This window comes from Pseudomonas sp. GW821-FHT07F05 (assembly GCF_059418765.1).
Map to the genome: position 1 here is coordinate 192,381 of NZ_JBWKQL010000003.1, position 24,384 is coordinate 216,764.

A 24,384-nucleotide genomic window follows, 5' to 3' on the forward strand; every position below is an offset into this window, starting at 1 on the left:
GAAACAAGTGTTTCAGGGCGCCGCCTGCCTGTTTATATCACGTCTTCAGATCACGTCTTTGGTGCGGGTGTTCAGCCACATCAGCACCCGGCTCACCCGGTTGTCCTCGGTCTCGAGGATTTCCAGGCGGTAGGGCCCGATCTTCAGGCAGACCGCGCTGTTGGGGATCGTCTCCAGCGCTTCGGTGATCAGCCCGTTGAGGGTTTTGGGGCCATCGGAGGGCAGATGCCAGGCGAGGCTTTTATTCAAATCGCGAATCGAAGCCGCCCCATCAATCACCAGACGCCCGTCAGGCTGCGGCTGTATGTGCGGGTTATCGAGGGCTTGCTCGCTTTCGAATTCACCGACGATCTCTTCGAGAATGTCTTCGAGGCTGACGATGCCCAGCACCTCGCCGTATTCATCGACGACCACGCCCATGCGCCGCTGCTGCTTATGGAAGTTGAGCAGTTGCATCTGCAGTGGCGTGCTTTCCGGCACAAAGTACGGCTCGTAGCAGGCGGCTTGCAGTGCCTCTTTGGTCAGTTCGTTGCGCGGCAGCAGGTGGCTGATCATCCGCGTGTTGAGCACGCCTTCCACCTGATTGATGTCGTTGTGGTAGACCGGCAGACGGGTGTGCCGGGAGATGATCAGCTTGTCGATGATCTCTTCGATGGTGTCGTCGAGGTTGATGCCGTCGACTTCGCTGCGCGGCACCAGGATGTCGTTCACGGTCATGCGGTCCAGCGCGTGGATTCCGGAGATCACGTGGGCGCGGCCATACTGGCTTTCGTTGTCCTGATAGACCGTCGGGTGCGCGTCGTCATCGTCATCGACGCTGTCTGGCCGACGCTTCGACAGAAAAGGGCGCAACAGCGTTTTAGCGATGTTCTTATAGATCCAGGTCAGCGGCTGCAACAGGCGAACCGGGATGCGCAGCACGTTGTTGCCCAGCAGCAGAATGGATTCGGGGCGACGCGCCGCCAGCTTTCGCGGAATGAATTCGGTCACCACCACCAGCACGCTGGCGACGCCCAGCCAGGCAATCAGCGGACCGTGGAAATACCAGTGGCCGATGGCAAGTAACGTGGCGAGGACGGTAATCAGCGCCTTGAGCAGCGTGTTGCCGAGGATGAGGCTGTTGAGGTTGAACGCCAGAACAGGCTTCGGTGGTTCGTTGGAGCGGGGGTTGACCGGCATTGCCCTGAGATTGTGGTGCGCAGCCTCGACCGCACTGAATAGCCCGGACCACAGGGTGAGCAGGGCAAGCAGCGTGAGCATTGTGCCGACCGGCAGATTATCCATGATCAACGCCCGTCAGATGTGCAGGATGTATTCACGAACGAGCTTGCTGCCGAAATAGGCGAGCATCAGGAGCAGGAACCCGCCCAGGGTCCAGCGGATCGCCTTGTGGCCGCGCCAGCCCAGATGATGGCGTCCCCACAGCAGCACACTGAAGACGATCCACGCCAGGATCGACAGCAGGGTTTTGTGCACCAGATGCTGGGCAAACAGGTTTTCGACGAACAGCCAGCCGGAAATCAGCGACATCGATAGCAACACCCAGCCGGCCCAGAGGAAGCCGAAGAGCAGGCTTTCCATGGTTTGCAGCGGCGGGAAGCTTTTGATCAGGCCAAGGGGGTGTTTGTTTTTCAGTTGATGATCCTGCAACAACAGGAGCAGCGACTGGAACACCGCAATGGTAAACATCCCGTAAGCGAGGATCGACAGCAGGATATGGCTGATGATGCCGTGTTCTTCAATGATCGGCTGCAGCGTACCGGAGGGCGCAAACTGCGCCATCAGGGTCGTCAGCAGCCCCAGCGGGAACAGGAGGATCAGCAGGATTTCCACCGGGAGACGAATGCACGCGAGCATGGTCACGATGATCACGGACACAGCGATCAGGCTGGCGGCACTGAAAAAGTCCAGACCCAGGCCGATAGGGCGCACCAGTTGGCCGAACAGGGCACTGGCCTGGCAGGCAACGGCAAGGGTGCCGATCAGGCACAGCAGCCATTTGTCGGCGTTTTGGCCCTGACGCAGGCGCATACCCTGGTAGACGGTCGCAGCGGCGTAAAAGACAGCGGCGGCGAGGCTGAAGAGCAAACTCGGTGACAAGGGGGACATAGATCCTGTTGGGCGTGCCCGAAAGCGGGTGAGTTTGGCATATAACGCGCATTCCACGAAAGACCAGAGAAGCAGACGCCGTGGTGTCCGTGCGCCGGAGTCTTCGCTATAATCCGCGACCTGCTCAAGCCACAGGCTCGCCGATCGCTGTTTCAGCCGCCTTTATAGCGTCGCTATTATTAGTAGCCATCCTGTAAAGCGCAGGCGTCGCGATGTCGGCAGCCGACTGAAAAGGCCGCTACGGGCCGGGCCGCATCAATCGGGGTTCAGCACGAACCTAAAGGATCACGCATGTTTGAAAATCTGACAGATCGTCTCTCGCAGACGCTGCGCCAGGTCACTGGCAAGGCCAAGCTGACCGAGGACAACATCAAGGACACACTGCGTGAAGTGCGTATGGCGCTGCTTGAAGCCGACGTCGCCTTGCCGGTTGTCAAAGACTTCGTCAATCGCATCAAGGAGCGCGCCGTCGGCACCGAGGTGTCGCGCAGCCTGACGCCGGGCCAGGCGTTCGTGAAGATCGTCCAGGCCGAGCTGGAAGAGATGATGGGGGCGGCCAACGAAGAGCTGACCCTCAACGTCACGCCGCCGGCGGTCATCCTGATGGCCGGTCTGCAAGGTGCGGGCAAGACCACTACTGCCGGCAAGCTCGCCCGCTTCCTGAAAGAACGCAAAAAGAAAACCGTGATGCTGGTGTCGGCGGACGTTTACCGTCCCGCCGCGATCAAGCAGCTGGAAACCCTGGCCAACGACATCGGCGTGACGTTCTTCCCGTCCGACATCAGCCAGAAGCCGGTCGACATCGCCGAAGCGGCTATTAAAGAAGCCAAGCTCAAGTTCATCGATGTCGTGATCCTCGACACCGCCGGTCGTCTGCACATCGACGCGGAAATGATGGGCGAGATCCAGGCGCTGCACGCGGCGGTCAAGCCGGCCGAGACGCTGTTCGTGGTCGACGCCATGACCGGCCAGGATGCCGCCAACACCGCCAAGGCCTTCGGTGACGCGCTGCCGCTGACCGGCGTGATCCTGACCAAGGTCGACGGTGACGCCCGTGGCGGTGCTGCGCTGTCGGTGCGCGCCATCACCGGCAAGCCGATCAAGTTCATCGGTATGGGCGAGAAGAGCGAGGCGCTGGAGCCGTTCCATCCCGACCGTATCGCATCGCGCATCCTGGGCATGGGCGACGTGCTCAGTCTGATCGAGCAGGCCGAACAGACCCTCGACAAGGACAAGGCCGACAAACTGGCCAAGAAGCTGAAGAAGGGCAAGGGCTTCGACCTCGAAGACTTCCGCGATCAGTTGCAACAGATGAAGAACATGGGCGGCCTGGGCGGGCTCATGGACAAACTGCCAAGCATCGGCGGCGTTAATCTGTCGCAGATGGGCAACGCGCAAAGCGCCGCCGAGAAGCAGTTCAAGCAGATGGAAGCCATCATCAACTCGATGACCCCGGCCGAGCGTCGCGACCCTGAGTTGATCAGCGGTTCACGCAAACGCCGTATCGCCATGGGTTCCGGCACCCAGGTGCAGGACATCGGTCGTCTGATCAAGCAGCACAAACAGATGCAGAAGATGATGAAAAAGTTTTCGACCAAGGGCGGCATGGCCAAGATGATGCGCGGCATGGGCGGAATGCTGCCCGGCGGCGGCGGTATGCCCAAAATGTAAATTGCATCGCGCGGGCGTTATTCCCGCGCGTTCTTCATTGGGGCAACCGTCCCGGTGGCCTGCTCAGGCAGGCACTCACTGCCGTCATACCTGACGGCTCCATGGCAGATCTAGGTGGCCCGACGGCGTACGCCGGAAAAAGTCATTTGCAAAAATCCGGATATTCCTTAGAATATGCGGCCTTTCGGGCACCCATGCCCGCTGTGCATCTTAGATTTGCAGCACCGACTACAGGAAAATTGTTCAATGCTAACAATCCGTCTTGCCCTTGGCGGCTCTAAAAAGCGCCCGTTCTACCACCTGACTGTCACCGACAGCCGCAACCCACGTGACGGTTCCCACAAGGAACAAATCGGTTTCTTCAACCCGGTTGCCCGTGGTCAGGAAATCCGTCTGTCCGTGAACCAAGAGCGTCTGGCCTACTGGCTGAGCGTTGGTGCACAACCTTCTGAGCGTGTTGCTTCGCTGTTGAAGGAATCTGCTAAGGCTGCGGCCTGAGCAATATGAACGCGACGCCAGCTTCCGCCGACGATCTGATCGTCATCGGCAAGATTTACTCGGTACACGGCGTTCGCGGCGAAGTGAAGGTGTATTCCTTTACTGATCCAACCGAAAACCTGTTGCAGTACAAAACCTGGACGCTCAAGCGCGAAGGCAATGTGAAACAGGTCGAGCTGGTCAGTGGACGCGGGAACGACAAGTTCCTGGTCGCTAAGCTCAAGGGTCTTGATGATCGTGAAGAAGCTCGTCTTCTGGCCGGTTACGAGATCTGCGTGCCACGCAACCTGTTCCCTGAATTGACCGACGGCGAGTACTACTGGTACCAGCTTGAAGGTCTGAAGGTCATTGACGGTCTTGGGCAATTGCTCGGGAAGGTCGATCATCTTCTGGAAACCGGCGCCAACGATGTAATGGTGGTCAAACCCTGCGCAGGCAGTCTGGACGATCGCGAACGCCTTTTGCCCTATACGGAGCAATGCGTGTTGGCAGTTGATCTGGTTGCAGGCGAGATGAAGGTGGAATGGGACGCGGATTTCTAAGCAATGGCCAGCCTGCGCATAGAAGTCATCACGCTGTTTCCCGAGATGTTTTCCGCCATCAGCGAATACGGCATTACCAGCCGTGCGGTGAAACAGGAGCTGTTGCAGCTCACCTGTTGGAATCCGCGGGATTACACCACTGATCGACATCACACTGTGGACGATCGCCCGTTTGGCGGTGGCCCTGGCATGGTGATGAAGATCAAGCCCCTCGAAGATGCTCTGGTTCAGGCCAGGCAGGCGGCGGGGGATGCGGCGAAGGTAATTTACCTGTCGCCACAAGGCCGCAAGCTGGATCAGTCTGCGGTACGCGAACTGGCGCAGGAAGAAGCACTTATCCTGATTGCCGGTCGTTACGAAGGCGTCGACGAGCGTTTCATTGAAGCTCATGTCGATGAAGAGTGGTCGATTGGCGACTATGTGTTATCTGGCGGTGAGCTGCCGGCCATGGTCCTGATAGATGCGGTTACGCGACTGCTGCCTGGAGCTTTAGGGCATGTAGATTCCGCGGAGGAAGATTCCTTCACGGATGGTCTGCTGGATTGCCCGCACTACACCCGACCGGAGGTGTATGCGGATCAGCGTGTTCCCGACGTATTGCTTAGTGGCAATCACGCACACATCCGGCGTTGGCGTTTACAGCAGTCCCTCGGGCGGACCTATGAACGACGCGCCGATCTTCTGGAAAGCCGCTCGCTTTCTGGAGAAGAGAAGAAGCTGCTGGCGGAATACCTCCGCGAGCGGGACGATAGTTAACGTATCGATGGTAAATCAGACCGGTTTACCTTAGGAGCACAGCATGACTAACAAAATCATCCTTGCACTCGAAGCAGAGCAGATGACCAAAGAGATCCCTCCCTTTGCCCCGGGCGACACCATTGTCGTTCAGGTGAAAGTGAAGGAAGGCGACCGCGCTCGTCTGCAGGCGTTCGAAGGCGTTGTTATCGCCAAGCGTAACCGTGGTGTGAACAGTGCTTTCACTGTTCGTAAAATCTCCAACGGTGTTGGCGTTGAACGTACTTTCCAGACCTACAGCCCGCAAATCGACAGCATGGCTGTGAAACGTCGCGGCGACGTTCGCAAGGCCAAGCTGTACTACCTGCGTGACCTGTCCGGTAAAGCAGCTCGCATCAAGGAAAAACTGGTTTAATCCCAGTCTTCCCATGCGAATGAAGAAGCAGCCTACGGGCTGCTTTTTTGCTTTCTGGCATTTGGTTTTGTCCCGCCTGTGCAGGTATGAAAAACTGCCCCCCCCGCTTTTCACCACACAAGTCAGAACCCATGCCCGCCATTGACCATCCCATGATCGACCGCTTTCTCGACGCCCTGTGGCTTGAGAAAGGGCTGTCGGACAACACGCGCGATGCCTATCGCAGCGACCTCGCGCTGTTCAACGGTTGGTTGCAGGAAAAGGGCGTGGACCTGATGAGTGTCAGTCGGGAAGCGATTCTCGACCACCTGGGGTGGCGGGTCGACAACGGCTACAAGCCTCGCTCCACGGCGCGTCTGCTTTCCGGCGTGCGCGGCTTCTATCGTTACTTGCTCAGAGAAAAGCTGATCGCGGTCGACCCGACGTTGCAGGTCGATATGCCGCAGCTGGGTAAGCCACTTCCCAAATCCTTGTCCGAAGCCGATGTCGAAGCGTTGCTCGCCGCGCCCGACCTGAGCGACGCCATTGGTCAACGCGACCGGGCCATGCTTGAAGTGCTCTATGCCTGCGGCCTGCGGGTGACCGAGCTGATCAGCCTGACGCTTGAGCAGGTCAACTTGCGCCAGGGCGTGTTGCGCATCATGGGCAAGGGCAGCAAGGAACGTCTGGTGCCGATGGGGGAGGAAGCCATCGTCTGGGTCGAGCGTTACATGCGCGACGCTCGCCACGAATTGCTCAACGGTCGGCCCAGCGACGTGCTGTTTCCCAGTCAGCGCGGTGAACAGATGACCCGCCAGACCTTCTGGCACCGCATCAAGCACCAGGCCAAAGTCGCCGGCATCGGCAAATCGCTGTCGCCCCATACTCTGCGTCACGCCTTCGCCACCCACCTGCTCAACCACGGCGCCGACCTGCGCGTCGTGCAGATGCTCCTCGGCCACAGTGACCTGTCTACGACGCAAATCTACACCCACGTCGCCCGCGCGCGGTTGCAGGAAATGCACACGAAGCACCATCCTAGGGGATAGAGGACTTCAGTAATTTACGATGTGTCGTACATCAGCGGGCGTCGGCCTCGCGAGCCTTATGTGATAGGCTTTGCCGGTTTCGCAGATCAAGGCCCTGAAAACATCCCGGTGCTTTTCCGCCACCCGTTTTCAGCCCGGCCCGTCTGCTCACCGCTCGAGGAGTTTTCATGCGCGTCACTCGTTTTCTCGGTGCTGCCGTTGTAGCGCTGGCCAGCTCTTTCAGCCTGTTTGCCCACGCCGAAGAGGCGTCCGACAAAGCCATTCGCAAGACCCTGGAATCGCTGAATCTGGAGATTCCCGTCGAGAGCATTTCCAGCAGTCCGTTGAACGGCCTCTACGAAGTGAATCTGAAGGGCGGTCGAGTGCTGTATGCCAGCGGCGACGGCCAGTTCGTTATGCAGGGCAACCTTTATCAGATGCAGGCCGGCAAGCCGGTCAACCTTACCGAGAAGGTCGAGCGTCAGGCGATTTCCAAGACCATTAATGGCATTCCTGCTGCTGAAATGGTCGTCTACCCAGCCGTGGGCGAGACCAAATCCCACATCACGGTGTTCACCGACACCACTTGCCCGTACTGCCACAAACTGCACGCCGAAGTGCCGGAGCTGAACAAGCGCGGCATCGAAGTGCGTTATGTGGCGTTCCCGCGTCAGGGTCTGGGCTCGCCGGGTGACGAACAACTTCAGGCCGTCTGGTGCTCCAAGGACCGCCGCGGTGCAATGGACCGCATGGTCGATGGCAAGAATATCCAGGCGCCCAAGTGCGACAACCCGGTCACCAAGCAGTTTGAAATCGGCCAGTCCATCGGCGTGAACGGCACACCGGCCATCGTGTTGGCCGACGGTCAGCTGATTCCGGGCTACCAGCCGGCGCCACAAGTGGCCAAACTCGCGCTGAGTGCCAAGTAATTTCGTTTATCGCAGCCTCCTGCGGTAAACATTGAAGCGGCCTGTCCGTAGCGCTTCATCAATAGCGAGCCGTGCTGAATGCGGCTGATTCCACGGCCGGCCTCGCGTCGGCCGTTTTATGGGGAGTTCATAGTGAAACCGGTCAAAGTAGGCATCTGTGGGCTGGGTACTGTCGGTGGCGGTACCTTCAATGTGCTAAAGCGTAACGCCGAGGAAATTGCCCGCCGTGCCGGGCGTGGAATCGAAGTGGCGCAAATTGCCATGCGTACACCAAACCCCAATTGCCAGATTACCGGTACCCCGACCACGACCGACGTGTTCGACGTGGCAAGCAACCCTGAAATCGACATCGTCATCGAGCTGATCGGTGGCTACACCATCGCCCGCGAGCTGGTGCTCAAGGCCATCGAAAACGGCAAGCACGTGGTCACCGCCAACAAGGCGCTGATCGCCGTGCACGGCAACGAGATTTTCGCCAAGGCCCGGGAGAAGGGCGTCATCGTGGCTTTCGAAGCGGCGGTGGCGGGCGGTATCCCGGTGATCAAGGCCATTCGTGAAGGCCTGTCGGCCAACCGCATCAATTGGGTCGCCGGCATCATCAACGGCACCGGCAACTTCATCCTCACCGAGATGCGTGAAAAGGGCCGTACCTTCCCGGACGTCCTCGCTGAAGCGCAGGCGCTGGGCTATGCAGAAGCCGATCCGACCTTCGACGTCGAAGGCATCGACGCGGCGCACAAGCTGACCATTCTGGCGTCCATCGCCTTTGGCATCCCGCTGCAATTCGACAAGGCCTACACCGAAGGCATCACCAAGCTGACCACCGCCGACGTGAATTACGCCGAAGCGCTGGGCTACCGCATCAAGCACCTGGGCGTCGCCCGCAGCACGCCGAGTGGTATCGAGCTGCGCGTTCACCCGACCCTGATCCCGGCGGACCGTCTGATCGCCAACGTCAATGGCGTGATGAACGCCGTGATGGTCAACGGCGACGCCGCCGGCTCGACATTGTTCTACGGCGCAGGTGCCGGCATGGAGCCGACCGCTTCATCCGTCGTGGCGGATCTGGTCGATGTGGTCCGTGCCCTGACCACCGACCCTGAAAACCGCGTTCCGCATCTGGCCTTTCAGCCCGATTCGCTGTCCGCCCACCCGATCCTGCCGATCGACGCGTGCGAAAGCGCCTACTACCTGCGCATCCAGGCCAAGGATCATCCCGGTGTGCTGGCCCAAGTGGCAAGCATTCTGTCCGAGCGCGGCATCAACATCGAATCGATCATGCAGAAAGAAGTCGAAGAACATGACGGCCTGGTGCCGATGATTCTGCTGACCCACCGCGTGGTCGAGAAACGCATGAACGATGCGATCGAAGCGCTGGAAGCGCTGGAAGACGTTGCCGGACCGGTTGTGCGCATCCGCGTCGAGCATCTGAACTGAGACGAGCCGCAAGCGTTAAGCGGCAAGCTGCAAGCTGCAAGTAACAGCAAACTTATATCGCGGTGAGCTTCGGGCCCCGGGCTGCAGGTCAAAGACAAAGCGTTTTGACTTGCAGCTGGCCTCTTTGAGCTTGCCGCCCAAACCGAAGGTTTGAAAAATGCGCTATATCAGTACCCGCGGCCAGGCACCGGCCCTGAATTTCGAAGATGTGCTGCTGACCGGTCTGGCAAGCGATGGCGGTCTGTATGTGCCGGAAAACCTGCCGCGCTTTACGCAGGAAGAGATCGCGTCCTGGGCCGGCCTGCCTTACCACGAGCTGGCTTTTCGCGTGATGCGTCCGTTCGTGACGGGCAGCATTCCCGACGCGGATTTCAAGAAGATTCTCGAAGAAACCTACGGCGTGTTTTCCCACGCTGCGGTTGCGCCGCTGCGTCAGCTGAACGGCAACGAGTGGGTATTGGAGCTGTTTCACGGGCCGACCTTGGCGTTCAAGGATTTCGCCCTGCAACTGCTGGGTCGTCTTCTGGATTATGTGCTCGAGAAGCGCGGCGAACGCGTGGTCATCATCGGCGCCACCTCGGGTGACACCGGCTCGGCCGCCATCGAAGGCTGCCGTCGTTGCGATAACGTCGACATCTTCATTCTGCACCCGAACAACCGCGTGTCCGATGTTCAGCGCCGCCAGATGACCACCATCTTCGGCGAGAACATCCATAACATCGCGATCGAAGGCAACTTCGACGACTGCCAGGAAATGGTCAAGAACAGCTTCGCCGACCAGAGCTTCCTCAAGGGCACGCGTCTGGTGGCGGTGAACTCGATCAACTGGGCGCGGATCATGGCCCAGATCGTTTACTACTTCCACGCGGCGCTGCAGTTGGGCGGCCCGGCGCGTTCGGTGGCGTTCTCCGTGCCGACCGGCAACTTCGGCGACATCTTCGCCGGTTACCTCGCTCGCAACATGGGCTTGCCGATCAGCCAGCTGGTGGTTGCCACCAACCGCAACGACATCCTGCACCGCTTCATGAGCGGCAATCAGTACGTCAAGGAAACCCTGCACGCCACGTTGTCGCCGTCGATGGACATCATGGTGTCGTCCAACTTCGAGCGTCTGCTGTTTGACATGCACGGTCGCAACGGCGGCGCAATTGCTGAACTCATGGCCAACTTCAGGCAGGGCGGCGGTTTCAGCGTTCAGGAAGAGCGCTGGACCGAGACCCGCAAGCTGTTTGACTCGCTGGCGGTCAGCGACGAAGACACCTGCAAAACCATCGCTGAAGTGTTCGCCAGCACCGGCGAGCTGCTCGATCCGCACACCGCGATCGGCGTGAAAGCCGCGCGGGACTGCCGCCGCAGCCTGGACACGCCAATGGTGATCCTGGGAACGGCGCATCCGGTCAAGTTCCCGGACGCGGTGCTGAAAGCCGGTGTAGGAAAAGCGCTTGAGCTGCCTGCACATTTGTCTGATTTGTTCGAGCGAGACGAGCGCTGCACTGTTCTGCCAAATGACCTCAAAGCCATGCAGGCCTTTGTCAGCCAGCACGGTAATCGTGGCAAACCTCTCTGACCGTATCGCCGTGTAACAACTAAGGCCCGCCTCGCAGCGGGCCTTGTTTTTTCTGCGTGCCACACTTCCGAAGAATTTTCTTTTTTCGGTATAAGCCCGTGGTTGTTAAACATTTTTACTCAGCGGCATTTTGCAGCCGCATCCCGAATCTCCAACCGGCGCTGTGGGCGTTGCTGATGCTCATGTGCATCTGCAGTCGCGCAGGCCATGCAGCTGAGAACTTGCGGTTCGGCCTGAGCGCGCCCTTCGTGGCGCAGCAGCCGCTTGTTCTTGACGAGGCGGACCGCCAGTGGCTGAACGCACGGAAGGTGCTGAGAGTCGGCATTTCCGTTGCTGACCATGAGCCCATCGACATCACCACCGACCATAATCGCTATCAGGGCATCAGCGCGGATTACCTGAGCCTGATCAGTGCGCGGCTTTCCATGCCCGTGCAGATACGCGGGTTCGCAAAGCGCGCCCAAGCGGTCAACGCATTGCTGGCCGGAGAAATCGACTTGCTGACCAGCGCCAACGGTTTCGAGCGAGAAACGTCCGGACTGGCATTCAGCCGGGACTACATTCCTGACCGAACAGTGGTATTTGGCAGAGGCAACGACGCTGACCTGCACCCTTCGCTGAGAGGAAAGCGCGTGTTGCTGCTGGACGGTTATGCGGACGAAGCGCAGGTTCAGCGGCTCTATCCGGACAGCGAGATCGTCGTCGCGCCCACGCTGTACAGCGCGATGGAGGCACTGGCGAACGACTCCGCCGACGCATTCATTGCCAATGAGCTGACGGTGCGGTCTTACAGCCTGTTGCGGCCTTACCTCGGTTTACAGACCAAGTTCGACAGCCTGCTGCCATCCACAGGCTTTTCATTTGCATTCCGGGAGCAAGACTCGACGCTGCGGGCGCTCTTCGACCGAGCGCTGGAAGGCGTGGACGACGCTGTCATCCGTGAAATCCAGGGGCGCTGGACCCTCGGGTTGGGCGCCGATCTTGCCCGACGGCAGGTGAACATCAACGCGATCGAACGGCGGTGGATTCGCAGACATCCGCAGGTCATCGTCGCCTCCACCCAGCACCCTCCCTACGTCTACAAGGATGCTCAAGGTCGCTGGGTGGGTTTGAACGTGGATGTGCTCGCGCGTATTTCGCGAATGACCGGTTTGCAGTTCGTGTATCAGGAATCGGCCTCGACCGAAGATTTGCTGGAGACGTTGACGGACGGCAGTGCACACATGAACACCACGCTGGCCGAAAACCCGGAACGCAAAGGGCTGTTGAATTTCACCTACGCATTTGGCGGCAACAACTGGGTCTTTCTCGTGCACGCTGACAGTAACCCGTCCTTCCAGCTGTCGGACATGACCGGCAAGGTGCTGGCGCTTCCCGCACGACACGCGTTGCTCGGGTTCATTCAGCAACGCTATCCGCATATCCAGCTCAAGCTTGTGGCGACCTATGAGGATGCCCGCCGACTAGTGGAGAAGGGCGACGCCGACGCGACCATCCAGAACGAGGCCGGCGCGTGGTTGTATCCATTGGGCGAGCTGAAGGTCGGACGCAGCGTCGAGGGCATGTGGTCGCCGGACAAATTTTCGGTCGTCAGAAGCCAGCCCGAATTGCTCGGCATACTCAACAAGGCTCTGGAGGAATTCCCGGTGGCTGAAATGCGTGCGATCCGCCTGAAATGGCTCGGCGCGGCGAATCCTCACCCCTCGGTCTGGAACCGCATTCCCGCCTGGATATACTGGCTCACTGGCGCTTCCTTACTGCTGGGGCTGGTGTCACTGGCCTGGAGCAGCCGCCTGAAGTTTCAGATTCACCAGCGGCAGCGCGCCGAGGCGCAACTGGGTGACCAGCTTGCCTTCAAGCGGATACTGCTCGACGGCATCCCCAATCCGATTTACGTGCGTGATCTTCAGGGCCGTCTTGTCGCCTGCAACCGCAGTTATGAGGAAATTTTCGGCATCAGTTACGAGCAATTGCAGGGTCGTCGCCTGATCGATGTTGACCTCATTCCCGGCGACCTCGCCCAGCAGATGCACGCTGACTACATGAAAATGCTGGAGACGCGGGAGCGTGTGTTTACCGAGAGGGTACTGCGGCTGGGCGGACGCCAGATCGACGTCTCGGAATGGACTGCCCCTTACCACCGCGCGGACGGTCAGCTGCAGGGCTTGCTCGGCGGATGGATGGACATCAGCGAACGCAAGCGTCTTGAAGGTGAGTTGCACGATGCCCGTCTAGCGGCCGAGCAGGCGGCAGGCCAGTTGAAGGCGCTGCTCGACGACCTGGAGCAGGCGAAGACGTCAGGGGCGTGAATTCTGCCTGTCACATTCGGCAGGCATGCTCCGGAATCAAACTGCGGCAGGCAGTGCGCATGTGTCAACTCGCCACAGTGCGCAGAACTTTCCGCTGCTGCCAATGGTCATTGGTTAGCACCTTTGCATTCAAATTGTTGAGTGGTGATCCGGATGGAAAATATCAGCTTGCTACTGAGCGAAGCGCTGTCCCCTTATCAGGTGAGCATTGGCCCTGCCGGTATTCTGGGCGAGCGTCTGGTGACGCTGAAAAATCCAGCGGGTGCGATAGTGATCGAGCGTGTTTTTTCTGCGTCGCAACTGGGCGACAAGCGCCAGCTGACTGACGTGGTAGATGGTCTTCACCGTGATTTGATGGTGGCAGAAGGGCGCATTGAGCCTTGTGTCATCGCAGCCATGCGCAATGTGTCCCAGTCCGTTGCTTACGCTGCAGCTCGACCTTTCGTCTGAGCTGCGGGGAACCTTCTCGATTCAGTAGGCTCCTATCAGTTACGGCAGGCGCAGGCATTGTGCTCCGATGTTCATGCTGCCTGCCGTACGGGTCCAAGATGGACCACGGTTGACCCCGAGTAGTCTCCCCGCTGCTCGGGGTTTCTTTTGTCTCAAATTCGGCTTTTCGCTCCAGGCCGCGGGTCTATGCCGGGTCAGTTCGGCGGCTCCTCAAAGAATGTCTGGGCGTCGCGCAGATACTCCTCCTTCTTGACCATCCACTCCGCATAAAACCCGATCAGCCGCGTCACCCGCAGCACACGCATTTCCCGGTTGATGATCTCCATCGCCGCGCGTCCCTTCTCGGTCTTCGAACAGGCAATGTGAGCAAACTGGTATTTGGGCACGCCCTTGACCGGGAGAAATTCCAGCGCATTCAGGGGAATGCCTTGTTGCTGAGCGTGAAATCGGGCTTCCGGCCAGTAACTGATAATCGCTTGAAAGCGATCAAGCCGCTCCATCTCCAGCATGCTGCCCACCGCCGTGTTGCCGTAGTGCAGGATCAGACGTTTGGGGCGAGTGGTCTCGCGCAACACTTTATCGATGACCGGGCCGTAGCTGCGTTCGCCGACGATGCCGACATCAACGCTGTCGCTGGCCAGCAGGGCGGCGAGGTCGAGGCGGCCGTCGGCGTCGATGAAAGGTGCGAACAGCGCATGGCGGCTGCGCTCGATCGTCACGCCATTACTGGGCGTGGCATAGGAGGGGATGGAAAACAACATGGTTTTGTCGCGCTCGGGCGTCCACAGCAGGGTCGGGTCGCAAGCGAACACGTCAGGGTCATTGAGCATCTGCGTTCCGCGCGCGCGATTGACGTGCATGATCTGGTGATCGTATTCCGGCATCCGGGCGGTCAGCTCAGGCATCAGCTTGTCGATGGCGCCCTGGCCCGCCAATGGGCCCGAAAATATAGTCAGGGGCGGGAAGTCGCGCAGCAGCCAGATCAGCGTTTCACGTGCCGACGCGGTACCGGGCAGGCTAATGAGCAGAGCAGCGAGCAGCACGGCGCGCATTCGGGAACCGGTGACATGCATGGAAGCGTTGACCCTCATCGACAGCGTCTCGCAGCAAGGAATCGGTGATGTGCCTCATTTATTTAACACATGTCATGGGGGCATGAGTAACGCCTCGCGAACGTTGTGCCCCAGCTCCGATCTGAAGGGCGAGCCGCATCGCTCATCGAGTTCGGTCGTTCAACGGGGCTGCATCGGGTAGACTTGCCGCCTTTCCCGTCTCTACTAGAAGCCCGTTCATGGCCCAACCGTCCACGACCTACAAGTTCGAACTCAATCTCACCGACCTTGATCGCGGGGTCTACGAAACCGTCAAGCAGACCATCGCGCGTCACCCTTCGGAGACCGAAGAGCGCATGACCGTGCGCCTGCTGGCCTACGCCTTCTGGTACAACGAGCATCTGTCGTTTGGCCGTGGTCTGTCGGACGTCGACGAGCCTGCGTTGTGGGAAAAGAGTCTGGACGATCGCGTGCTGCACTGGATCGAAGTGGGCCAGCCCGACGCCGACCGCCTGACGTGGTGCTCGCGCCGCACCGAACGCACCAGCCTGCTGGCCTACGGCAGTCTGCGGGTGTGGGAAGGCAAGGTCATACCGGCGATCAAGACGCTGAAGAACGTCAATATCGCCTCGGTCCCCCAAGAGGCACTGGAGATCCTGGCCAAGGACATGCCCCGGGTGATCAAGTGGGACGTGATGATCAGCGAAGGCACGATCTTCGTCACCGATGATCGCGGCCAGCACGAAGTGCAACTGCAGTGGCTGGCAGGCGAGCGGGGCTGATTCAGTCCTGCATTGCGACGCTACAACAGCGGCATCGCGTTGACATCGCAACACCCAACCGGCCCCAACGAGAACACCAGCGGAACCCGAATGCGCATCGAACCACGCGAGTTACCTGACACCCTGCCTTTTCTCGGCGATCTGCCGCCTTTGCTCACCCGGTTATACGCAGCGCGCGGTGTGGCCTCGGAGGAAGAGCTCGACAAGGGCCTCGCCCGGCTGATTCCCTACCAACAGCTCAAGGGCATCGAGGCCGCCGTCGATTTGCTGGTGACTGCATTGCAGCAGCGTCAGCGTATCCTCATCGTCGGCGACTTCGATGCCGATGGCGCGACGGCCAGTACGGTGGGTGTACTGGGGCTGCGTCTACTCGGTGCGGCGCATGTGGACTATCTGGTGCCGAACCGTTTCGAATTCGGCTACGGCCTGACACCGGAAATCGTCCAGGTCGCCCTTGAGCGCCAGCCTGATTTGCTCATGACCGTGGACAACGGCATTTCCAGCGTTGAAGGCGTCGCAGCAGCGAAGGCGGCGGGCTTGCAGGTATTGGTCACCGATCACCACTTGCCCGGCCACGAATTGCCGGCGGCCGATGCCATCGTCAACCCGAACCAGCCCGGTTGCACCTTCCCGAGCAAGTCGCTGGCCGGCGTTGGCGTGATTTTTTATGTGTTGATGGCCTTGCGCGCACGACTGCGGGACATCGGCTGGTTCGAGGGCCGCGCTCAACCCAATCTGGGCGAGTTGCTGGATCTGGTGGCGTTGGGCAGTGTCGCCGACGTCGTGCCGCTGGACGCCAATAACCGGATTCTGGTGCACCAGGGGCTGATGCGCATCCGCGCCGGTCGTGCCCGTCCGGGGTTGCGCGCCATTCTCGATGTCGCCCGTCGCGAGGCCTCGCGCATCACCTCCACCGACCTGGGGTTCATCATCGGCCCGCGTTTGAATGCGGCGGGGCGTTTAGATGATATGAGCCTGGGCATCGAATGCCTGCTCTGCGATGACGAGACCGAGGCTCGGGAAATGGCCGTGCGTCTGGACGAGCTCAATCAGGACCGCAAATCCATCGAGCAGGGCATGCAGCGCGAGGCGCTCGCCCAGCTCAAGGACCTGCCGCTGGAGTCGATGCCGTTTGGTCTGTGTCTGTTCGAACCCGAATGGCACCAGGGCGTGATCGGCATTCTGGCCTCGCGTTTGAAAGAGCGTTATCACCGCCCGACCATTGCCTTCGCCAGCGCAGGCGAGGGGGTGCTGAAGGGGTCGGCGCGTTCGGTGCCGGGCTTTCACATCCGCGACGCGCTCGATGCCGTGGCGGCTAAACATCCGGAGCTGATCAGCAAGTTCGGCGGTCATGCGATGGCGGCCGGGCTGTCGCTGCCGGAAGGCAACTTCCCGGCATTCGCCGAGGCCTTCGATGCTGAAGTGCGCCGCCAGCTCAAGGAAGAAGACCTGACCGGCCGGCTGCTGTCCGACGGCACACTGGCCGTCGAAGAGTTTCACCTGGAACTGGCCCGTGCGCTGCGCAACGCCGGCCCGTGGGGGCAGCACTTTCCCGAGCCGTTGTTCCATGGTGTGTTCCAGCTGGTGGAGCAGCGAGTGGTCGGCGAGCGCCATCTGAAGATGGTACTCAAGACTGAATGCGGCAGCGTCAAGCTCGAAGGCATCGCCTTCAGCGTTGATCGCGACGTATGGCCCAACCCGACCGTGCGCTGGGTCGAGCTGGCGTACAAGCTGGACCTGAACGAATTCCGCGGCAACGAAACCGTGCAACTGATGGTGGTTCATCTTTCACCGCGCTGAACTGTGATCAGCGTGCGGTGTGGCCACTGACGCCTTCCCGGCTAAAGCCAGTCCTACAGGTGAACGCGTTGTTTCAGGATGTCTGGCTTACGCCGGGAAATGAGTGAACCCTCACTTAGCTCGGGTTGTCGACTAGGCTCAAGGTTCGCAACGTATGGAACCTGCCACACGACCTGAGAGGTGCCCATGAGCCTGCTGCTTGAACCCTACACCCTTCGCCAGCTGACCCTGCGCAATCGCATTGTGGTTTCGCCGATGTGTCAGTACAGCTGCGCCGACGGCCTGGCCAATGACTGGCATCTGGTCCATCTGGGCAGTCGCGCGGTCGGCGGCGCCGGGCTGATTTTCACCGAAGCGGCGGCGGTAACCCGGGACGGGCGCATCACCCCGGAAGATCTCGGCCTCTGGAACGACGAGCAAATCGAGCCGCTCCAGCGCATCACTCGATTCATCAACGCCCAAGGCGCGGTGGCCGGCATTCAGCTGTCCCATGCCGGACGCAAGGCCAGTACATGGCGGCCGTGGGTGAGCCAGAGTGGCGCCATTCCTGCCGACCAAGGCGGCTGGGCGACCTGGGGCCCCTCGAAGATCGCTTTCGACCCGACCTACACCGTGCCTACGGCGCTGGATGAAGCCCAGATTCAGGACATCATCAAGGCCTTCGTCGATGCTGCCAAACGTGCTTTGACCGCAGGTTTCAAAGTGGTCGAAATCCACGCTGCCCACGGTTATCTGCTGCATCAGTTCCTGTCGCCGCTGAGCAACCAGCGTCAGGATCAATACGGTGGCTCTTTCGAAAACCGCATCCGCCTGACCCTCGAAATCACCAAGGCCGTGCGTGAAGTCTGGCCCGCAGACCTGCCGTTGTTCGTGCGCGTCTCGGCCACCGACTGGGTGGAAGGCGGCTGGAACGCGGACGAAACCGTCGAGCTGGGCAAACGCTTGAAAGAGCTGAGCGTCGACCTGGTTGATGTGTCTTCCGGCGGCACTGCGGCCAAAGCCGAGATTCCGGTGGGCCCGGGCTATCAAACCGAATTCGCCGCTCGAGTGCGCAGCGAATCCGGCATTGCCACCGGCACCGTGGGCATGATCACCGAACCCACCCAGGCCGACACCATTCTGCGGACGGGCCAGGCTGACCTGATCTTCCTCGCCCGCGAACTGCTGCGCGATCCGTACTGGCCGCTGCGTGCCGATGAACATCTGGGCGGACGCCAAGCCACATGGCCCGCGCAATACCAGCGGGCAACGCACCGCGACCAGCCGATTCATGAGTCGGATTTACGGGATTGAGGCGCAGGCGCGGAACGCCTGTATAGGCTATTCGCTTATAAATATGGGGTCAGATGGCTTGCCGAAGCAGGTCACTGACCCATTGGTTGATGCTTTTATGCGCCAACTCCGCTTGTGACGCCACGCTTGCATGCAACTCAGGTTCCAGCCGTAAGCTCAGTTTTCCGGAATAGGTTTTCTGTGGCTCACGGCCCAAGCGTTCGCAGACTTCAAGATAGTCGTCCACCGCCTCTTCAAACGCCGATCGTAGCTCTTGTACCGACTGGCCATGAAAGCCAATCACGTCTTTGATCCCCGCGACATGCCCTACGAAGAGGCCGTCTTCATCGCTGTAGTTGATCCGGGCTGAGTAGCCTTTGTAGTTCATGATGTTCATGGAGTAACTCCTGCGTGCTCAAGGAACGCTCGCGCGTCACGAACCTGGTACGGCTTCGCACCCTTGTCCGGGTGCGGCCGGTGAAAGGTCGCCACTACGCCATTGAGTTCGAACCTGACCCTTGAGCCACTGCCTTCTATGGTTTTTGCGCCTAACGCCGCGAAGAGCGACTCCAGTCGACTCCATTCCAGGTTATGGGGGACGGGTTTGGAGAACACGATTTTTAAGGTGCCAGCTTGTCGATTATTCATGGTATCAAAATATGATACTGACAAGCCCGAGCCTAGTGCGATGTTGTAGGAAAAGGAGACACGTCAGGGCTCCTGCGTCTTAATCCTCCCCAGCTCGCCCTATCTGCCTCCCGTCGTGGGAAGCACGCTGCCCCAACCCGCTCACTTCCCCCCACTCCCCGCCACGCTTTCCCCGCCCCGCGTCAGGTAGTACGCGCCGAGGATCGGCAGCATGGTCACTATCATCACGAGCATCGCCACGACATTGGTTACCGGCACGTCCCGTGGGCGGCTGAGTTGGTTGAGCAGCCAGATGGGCAATGTGCGCTCATGCCCGGCGGTGAAGGTGGTGACGATGATTTCGTCGAACGACAGGGCAAACGCCAGCATGCCGCCGGCCAGCAGCGCCGAGCCCAGGTTGGGCATGATGATGTAGCGGAAGGTCTGCCAGCCATCGGCGCCGAGGTCCATCGAGGCTTCGATCAAGCTGTGGGATGTGCGGCGCAGGCGGGCGATAACGTTGTTGTAGACGATCACCACGCAGAAGGTCGCGTGGCCGACGATGATGGTGAACATGCCCGGCTCGATCCCCAGGGTCTTGAACGCCGACAACAAGGCCAGCCCGGTGATGATGCCGGGCAGGGCGATGGGCAGAATCAGCATCAGCGAGATGCCGTCCTTGCCGAAGAAGTCCCGCCTGTACAACGCTGCCGAGGCCAGCGTCCCGAGCACCAGTGCGATCAGCGTGGCGACGCAGGCGATTTGCAGCGAAAGCTTGATCGACTCCAGCACGTCAGGCCGCGCGAATGCCACGCCGATCCACCTCAGGGTGAAGCCTTTCGGCGGGAAGCTGAAGGCGGCGTCTTCGGTGTTGAAGGCGTAGACGAAGATGATCAGGATCGGAAAGTGCAGAAACACCAGACCGCCCCAGGCTGCGATCTTCAGGGCCCACGACGCTTTATCAGAGTGCATCGAAAGCCCCCAGTCGTTTGACGATGGCGAGATAAACCGCGATCAGCACGATCGGCACCAGCGTGAATGCCGCCGCCATGGGCATATTGCCGATGGCGCCTTGCTGGGCGTAGACCATGCTGCCGATGAAGTAGCCCGGCGGGCCGATCAGTTGCGGCACGATGAAATCCCCCAGGGTCAGCGAAAACGTGAAGATCGAGCCCGCTGCAATGCCCGGCACCGACAGCGGCAGAATCACCTGCATGAACGTCTGCCGGGGCGTGGCGCCCAGGTCGGCGGAGGCGTGCAGCAGTGAGGGCGGCAAGCGCTCGAGGGAGGCCTGAATCGGCAGGATCATGAACGGCAGCCAGATGTAGACGAACACCATGAATCGCCCCAGGTGGGAGGTCGACAAGGTGCTGCCACCGATGCCAGGCACGCTCAACAGCCCCTGCAACACCGGCGCCAATCCCAGATGCTGAACGAACCATTGCGCGACGCCGCCCTTGGCCAGCAGCAGCGTCCACGCGTAGGCCTTGACGATGTAACTGGCCCACATCGGCATCATCACCGCGATGTAAAAGAACGCCTTGGTTTTGCCGGTGGTGTAGCGCGCCATGTAATACGCGATGGGGAAGGCGATGATGGCGCTGGCGATGGAAACTGCGAACGCCATGGTCAGGGTGCGGCGGATGACGTCGAAGTTGGCCGGGTTGAACAGCGCGCCGAAGTTCGCCAGGGTCAGGTCCGGCGTCACGGTCATGCTGAAGTCGTCGAAGGTGTAGAAGCCCTGCCACAACAGGCCCAGCAGCGAGCCGAGGTAAATCGCGCCGAACCACAGCAGCGGCGGGATCAGCAGCAGCGCCAGGTACAGATTCTGGCGGCGATAGAGCAGGTTGGAAAAGCGTCGGAGTGGCGATTGCCGTTGCATCGGTGCGGAGCCAGTGAACGTCTGACCCATCTCAAGGCGCCTCGCCCGTCGCGATTTCTGGCGACTCACGTGGCGCGTCATGTAGCGCAACCATCGCTTCCCGCGCCCAGCATGCCGTCAGGCGTTGCCCCGGCTGATAGCGCGGCCCGGTGTCCAGCCATTGGCTATTGGCCTGGCTGACAGTGAGCGTCTGGCCGTTGTCCAGTTTGACCTCGTAGCGGGTGGCACTGCCCTGATATTGAATGTCGTGCAGCACGCCGCTGAGCTGAATGTCGTGCGTCGCAGTGCCGCTCTCGGCAAAACGGATGTGCTCGGGCCGAATCGAAAAAGCGCCCGGGCTGCCGGTCAATGCTTGCGCCAGTTCGCCGTGCACAACGTTGGAGGTGCCCACGAATTCCGCCACGAAGGTCGTCGCCGGTTTCATGTACAGATTGCGCGGCGTATCGACCTGCTCGATGCGGCCTTTGTTGAACACCGCGACCCGGTCCGACATCGACAGCGCTTCGGTCTGGTCGTGGGTGACGAAGATGAAGGTGATGCCCAGCTGGCGCTGCAGTTTCTTCAGCTCGCTCTGCATCTGTTCGCGCAGCTTCAGGTCGAGGGCGCCGAGGGGCTCGTCGAGCAGCAGCACCCGCGGCCGATTGACCAGTGCACGCGCCAGGGCCACACGCTGGCGCTGTCCGCCGGACAGTTGCACGGGTTTGCGCGCGCCATAGCCGTCGAGCGCCACCATGTTCAGGGCCTCGTCGGCCCGCTTGATCCGCTCGGCTTTGCCGACGCCTTTGACTTTCAGGCCATAGGCAACGTTGTCCCGCACGTTCATGTGCGGAAACAGCGCGTAGTCCTGAAACACCGTGTTGACGTCACGCTGGTACGGCGGCAGGCCGGCGGCTTCCTGGCCATGAATGCGAATCGAGCCGGCGCTGGGTTGCTCGAAGCCTGCGATCAGGCGCAGGCAGGTGGTCTTGCCGGAGCCCGAAGGGCCAAGCATGGAAAAGAACTCGCCGTCCTCAATGTCGATGGACACCCGGTCCACGGCTTTCACCTCGCCGAACAGCCGCGAGACCTGGGTGAACTGGACAGCGTGGGTCATGGCTTAACGCCCGCCCATGATCGCAATGTAATCCTGCGTCCAGCGGCTGTACGGTACGTATTTGCCGCCCTCGGCCTGGGGTGTTTTCCAGAAAGCGATCTTGTCGAACAGGTCAAACCCGTTGGTCTCGCAACCCTCGGCGCCGAGCAGCTCGTTGCCCTTGCACGCGTCAGGCACCACCGGCAGGGAGCCGAACCAGGCCGCAACGTCGCCCTGAACTTTCGGTTGCAGCGACCAGTTCATCCATTTGTAGGCGCAGTTGGGGTGTTTGGCCTCGGCGTGCAACATCGTCGTGTCGGCCCAGCCGGTGGCGCCTTCCTGGGGGATGGTCGAGGCGACGGGCTGCTTGTCGGCGACCAGCCCATTGACCATGTAACCCCACGAACTCGACGCTGCCACACCTTCGTTTTTCACGTCGCTCATCTGCACCGTCGCGTCATGCCAGTAGCGGTGAATCAGCGGCTGCTGAGCGCGAAGCAGGTCGAGTACCGCCTTGTACTGGGTCTCGGTGAGCTGGTAAGGGTCGACGATGTTCAGTTCCGGTTTGGCGGTCTTCAAATACAGCGCGGCGTCGGCGATGTAGATCGGCCCGTCGTAGGCCTGGACCCGGCCCTTGTTCGGTTTGCCGTCGGGCAAATCCCGCGGCTCGAACACCACGCTCCAGCTGACCGGCGGCGTCTTGAACACGTTGGTGTTGTACATCAGCACGTTCGGCCCCCACTGGTACGGCGTGCCGTACGTTTTGTTCTCGACCGTGTACCAGGGGCCGTCTTTCAGGCGCGGGTCAAGGGTCTTCCAGTTCGGGATCAGCGTGGGGTCGATGGGCTGCACACGCTTGCCGGCGATCAGGCGCAACGACGCATCGCCCGACGCGGTGACCAGGTCGTACCCGCCCTTGGTCATCAGGCTGACCATCTCGTCGGAGGTTGCGGCGGTCTTGACGTTGACCTTGCAGCCGGTTTCCTGCTCGAAGCCGGTCACCCAGTCGTAGGCCTTGTCGCTTTCGCCGCGTTCGATGTAGCCCGGCCACGCCACGATATCCAGTTCCCCCTCGCCATCGCCCACCGCCGTGAGTGCTTCGGCGGCCTGCACCGCGCCGCTGGTGAATAGGGCGGTGATCACGGCGCTCAGAATCGCAGTCTTGTGCACGGACATGGTGGGTTTGCCTCATGGTGGTTGTTTGGGCAGAGATCGGTGGTGCAGAGCGTAGTGCCCCGTTCGAGCCTCGACAAACTTGGCGCAGCAAATACCGAGCCCATTCGTGCAGGGCGGATGCGGTGGAGCGAAAACCATCCGGCCTCTGGACGCTCAGTCGCCGCAACATTCAGAAGCAAACCCGCCCGGCGCGCGTCGGTGCCTTCGCCTTAACCTGCGGGTCGAATCGTCTGTCCCCCTTCTGAAGGTGAAGTCATGAACACGCGCGGTTTACTCGATCAACTGTTGAAATCCGGCCAGGACCTGCTGCAAAACAAGGCCGGCGCTCACGACAAGAGCGGCAAAAGCGGGCAAAACGGGCAGGGCGGTCTTGGCGATCTGCTCGGCAAAGTCGGTGGCAGCGGCCTGGGCGGCAAGCTGGGCGGGAGCCTTGGCGGGCTGCTCTCCGGGGCCGGTGGCGGCGCGTTGGCAGCGGGCGCGATGGGCTTGCTGATGGGCAACAAAGGCGCACGCAAAATGGGCGGCAAAGCGCTGACCTATGGCGGGCTCGCAGCGTTGGGCGTGCTGGCGTACAAGGCCTACGGAAACTGGCAGACGAGTCAGGGTGTGGCTCAACCGGTTGAGCCGCAAACCGTGGACCGCGTGCCCCCGGCCCAGGTCGAGCAGCACAGCGAGGCCATCCTGCGGGCGCTGGTGGCAGCGGCCAAGGCCGACGGCCACGTTGACGACCGTGAACGCGAACTCATCGAAGGCGAGTTCACCCGCATCACCGGCGACAACGAACTGCAGCAATGGCTGCACGCTGAACTGAACAAGCCGCTGGACCCGGCCGATGTCGCCCGCGCGGCGCAGACCCCGGAAATCGCCGCCGAGATGTACCTGGCCAGCGTGATGATGGTCGACGAAGAACACTTCATGGAGCGCGCTTACCTGGACGAACTCGCCAAGCAGCTGAAGCTCGATCCCGCCCTCAAGACCGAGCTTGAGCACCAAGTGCGTCAGGCGCAGCCTTAAACCGTCAGCCTGTCCAGCCACCCGTCCCGGATACACCA

Annotated in this window: 23 protein-coding genes and 1 pseudogene; 15 read left to right on the forward strand and 9 right to left on the reverse strand. The window is 60.6% G+C overall.

The window, feature by feature from the left end; all coding sequences use genetic code 11:
• Nucleotides 1–45: 45 nt before the first annotated feature.
• Nucleotides 46–1,284, reverse strand: a complete 1,239-nt coding sequence (locus AC07RO_RS08660; RefSeq protein ID WP_192170767.1) for a transporter associated domain-containing protein — start codon at nt 1,282–1,284, stop codon at nt 46–48.
• Nucleotides 1,285–1,296: 12 nt separating this feature from the next.
• Nucleotides 1,297–2,109, reverse strand: a complete 813-nt coding sequence (locus tag AC07RO_RS08665) for a cytochrome C assembly family protein (protein ID WP_495085834.1) — start codon at nt 2,107–2,109, stop codon at nt 1,297–1,299.
• 291 nt (nt 2,110–2,400) lie between these two features.
• Here AC07RO_RS08665 and ffh point away from each other — a divergent pair, with 291 nt between their 5' ends.
• The 11 genes and pseudogenes from ffh (at nt 2,401) to AC07RO_RS08720 (ending at nt 13,669) form a co-directional block, all read left to right on the forward strand.
• Nucleotides 2,401–3,780, forward strand: a complete 1,380-nt coding sequence (gene ffh / locus AC07RO_RS08670) for a signal recognition particle protein (RefSeq protein ID WP_122535068.1) — start codon at nt 2,401–2,403, stop codon at nt 3,778–3,780.
• A 246-nt stretch (nt 3,781–4,026) separates the two neighbouring features.
• Nucleotides 4,027–4,278, forward strand: coding sequence for a 30S ribosomal protein S16 (gene rpsP / locus AC07RO_RS08675; RefSeq protein WP_037012442.1), 252 nt, complete (start codon nt 4,027–4,029; stop codon nt 4,276–4,278).
• A 5-nt stretch (nt 4,279–4,283) separates the two neighbouring features.
• Entirely contained in the window at nt 4,284–4,820 is a 537-nt protein-coding gene (gene rimM / locus AC07RO_RS08680) for a ribosome maturation factor RimM (protein WP_037012440.1), read from the forward strand.
• Between the two features lie 3 nt (nt 4,821–4,823).
• Nucleotides 4,824–5,576, forward strand: coding sequence for a tRNA (guanosine(37)-N1)-methyltransferase TrmD (trmD, locus tag AC07RO_RS08685; protein WP_192170770.1), 753 nt, complete (start codon nt 4,824–4,826; stop codon nt 5,574–5,576).
• 43 nt (nt 5,577–5,619) lie between these two features.
• Nucleotides 5,620–5,970, forward strand: coding sequence for a 50S ribosomal protein L19 (gene rplS, locus AC07RO_RS08690; protein ID WP_037012438.1), 351 nt, complete (start codon nt 5,620–5,622; stop codon nt 5,968–5,970).
• Between the two features lie 131 nt (nt 5,971–6,101).
• Nucleotides 6,102–6,998: a site-specific tyrosine recombinase XerD gene (gene xerD / locus AC07RO_RS08695; protein WP_108120893.1), complete on the forward strand. Its 897-nt coding sequence runs from the start codon at nt 6,102–6,104 to the stop codon at nt 6,996–6,998.
• Nucleotides 6,999–7,165: 167 nt separating this feature from the next.
• Entirely contained in the window at nt 7,166–7,906 is a 741-nt protein-coding gene (locus AC07RO_RS08700; protein WP_495085835.1) for a thioredoxin fold domain-containing protein, read from the forward strand.
• A 132-nt stretch (nt 7,907–8,038) separates the two neighbouring features.
• Entirely contained in the window at nt 8,039–9,343 is a 1,305-nt protein-coding gene (locus AC07RO_RS08705; RefSeq protein ID WP_108120894.1) for a homoserine dehydrogenase, read from the forward strand.
• Nucleotides 9,344–9,500: 157 nt separating this feature from the next.
• Nucleotides 9,501–10,910 (forward strand): threonine synthase, encoded by a 1,410-nt coding sequence (thrC, locus tag AC07RO_RS08710; RefSeq protein ID WP_192170776.1) that lies wholly within the window; start codon nt 9,501–9,503, stop codon nt 10,908–10,910.
• 176 nt (nt 10,911–11,086) lie between these two features.
• Nucleotides 11,087–13,153 (forward strand): annotated as a pseudogene (locus AC07RO_RS08715) (transporter substrate-binding domain-containing protein); the annotation flags it as partial.
• 219 nt (nt 13,154–13,372) lie between these two features.
• Nucleotides 13,373–13,669 (forward strand): DUF3509 domain-containing protein, encoded by a 297-nt coding sequence (locus AC07RO_RS08720; RefSeq protein WP_282373300.1) that lies wholly within the window; start codon nt 13,373–13,375, stop codon nt 13,667–13,669.
• Between the two features lie 194 nt (nt 13,670–13,863).
• Here AC07RO_RS08720 and AC07RO_RS08725 read toward each other — a convergent pair whose 3' ends face one another.
• Complete coding sequence (locus AC07RO_RS08725) at nt 13,864–14,709, reverse strand: TIGR02285 family protein (RefSeq protein WP_495086031.1); 846 nt, start codon at nt 14,707–14,709, stop codon at nt 13,864–13,866.
• A gap of 251 nt (nt 14,710–14,960) precedes the next feature.
• On the opposite strand from AC07RO_RS08725, the gene AC07RO_RS08730 reads away from it, so the two are divergent.
• The 3 genes from AC07RO_RS08730 to AC07RO_RS08740 all read left to right on the forward strand — a co-directional run bounded on the left by AC07RO_RS08730 (nt 14,961) and on the right by AC07RO_RS08740 (nt 18,596).
• Nucleotides 14,961–15,503 (forward strand): YaeQ family protein, encoded by a 543-nt coding sequence (locus AC07RO_RS08730; protein ID WP_192170779.1) that lies wholly within the window; start codon nt 14,961–14,963, stop codon nt 15,501–15,503.
• Between the two features lie 90 nt (nt 15,504–15,593).
• Complete coding sequence (gene recJ / locus AC07RO_RS08735) at nt 15,594–17,303, forward strand: single-stranded-DNA-specific exonuclease RecJ (RefSeq protein WP_495085836.1); 1,710 nt, start codon at nt 15,594–15,596, stop codon at nt 17,301–17,303.
• Between the two features lie 186 nt (nt 17,304–17,489).
• Nucleotides 17,490–18,596, forward strand: a complete 1,107-nt coding sequence (locus AC07RO_RS08740; RefSeq protein WP_495085837.1) for an NADH:flavin oxidoreductase/NADH oxidase — start codon at nt 17,490–17,492, stop codon at nt 18,594–18,596.
• A 49-nt stretch (nt 18,597–18,645) separates the two neighbouring features.
• Here the strand turns inward: AC07RO_RS08740 and AC07RO_RS08745 are convergent, their stop codons facing one another.
• The 6 genes from AC07RO_RS08745 to ydcS form a co-directional block, all read right to left on the reverse strand.
• Nucleotides 18,646–18,972, reverse strand: a complete 327-nt coding sequence (locus tag AC07RO_RS08745; RefSeq protein ID WP_192170782.1) for a type II toxin-antitoxin system HicB family antitoxin — start codon at nt 18,970–18,972, stop codon at nt 18,646–18,648.
• Nucleotides 18,969–19,223, reverse strand: a complete 255-nt coding sequence (locus tag AC07RO_RS08750; protein WP_346625565.1) for a type II toxin-antitoxin system HicA family toxin — start codon at nt 19,221–19,223, stop codon at nt 18,969–18,971. Before AC07RO_RS08750 ends, AC07RO_RS08745 begins: the two co-directional genes overlap by 4 nt.
• Before the next feature lie 141 nt (nt 19,224–19,364).
• Nucleotides 19,365–20,174 (reverse strand): ABC transporter permease, encoded by an 810-nt coding sequence (locus AC07RO_RS08755; RefSeq protein WP_495085838.1) that lies wholly within the window; start codon nt 20,172–20,174, stop codon nt 19,365–19,367.
• Nucleotides 20,164–21,084: an ABC transporter permease gene (locus AC07RO_RS08760; RefSeq protein ID WP_495086032.1), complete on the reverse strand. Its 921-nt coding sequence runs from the start codon at nt 21,082–21,084 to the stop codon at nt 20,164–20,166. The genes AC07RO_RS08755 and AC07RO_RS08760 overlap by 11 nt, the downstream gene beginning before the upstream one ends.
• A 31-nt stretch (nt 21,085–21,115) precedes the next feature.
• On the reverse strand, nt 21,116–22,177 hold the full coding sequence (locus AC07RO_RS08765; protein WP_495085839.1) for an ABC transporter ATP-binding protein: 1,062 nt from the start codon (nt 22,175–22,177) through the stop codon (nt 21,116–21,118).
• 3 nt (nt 22,178–22,180) lie between these two features.
• Nucleotides 22,181–23,332: a putative ABC transporter substrate-binding protein YdcS gene (gene ydcS, locus AC07RO_RS08770; protein WP_495085840.1), complete on the reverse strand. Its 1,152-nt coding sequence runs from the start codon at nt 23,330–23,332 to the stop codon at nt 22,181–22,183.
• Nucleotides 23,333–23,587: 255 nt separating this feature from the next.
• Here ydcS and AC07RO_RS08775 point away from each other — a divergent pair, with 255 nt between their 5' ends.
• Nucleotides 23,588–24,346 carry a tellurite resistance TerB family protein gene (locus tag AC07RO_RS08775; RefSeq protein ID WP_495085841.1) on the forward strand — a complete coding sequence of 253 codons (759 nt, stop codon included), beginning with the start codon at nt 23,588–23,590 and terminating at the stop codon, nt 24,344–24,346.
• Nucleotides 24,347–24,384 lie beyond the last annotated feature (38 nt).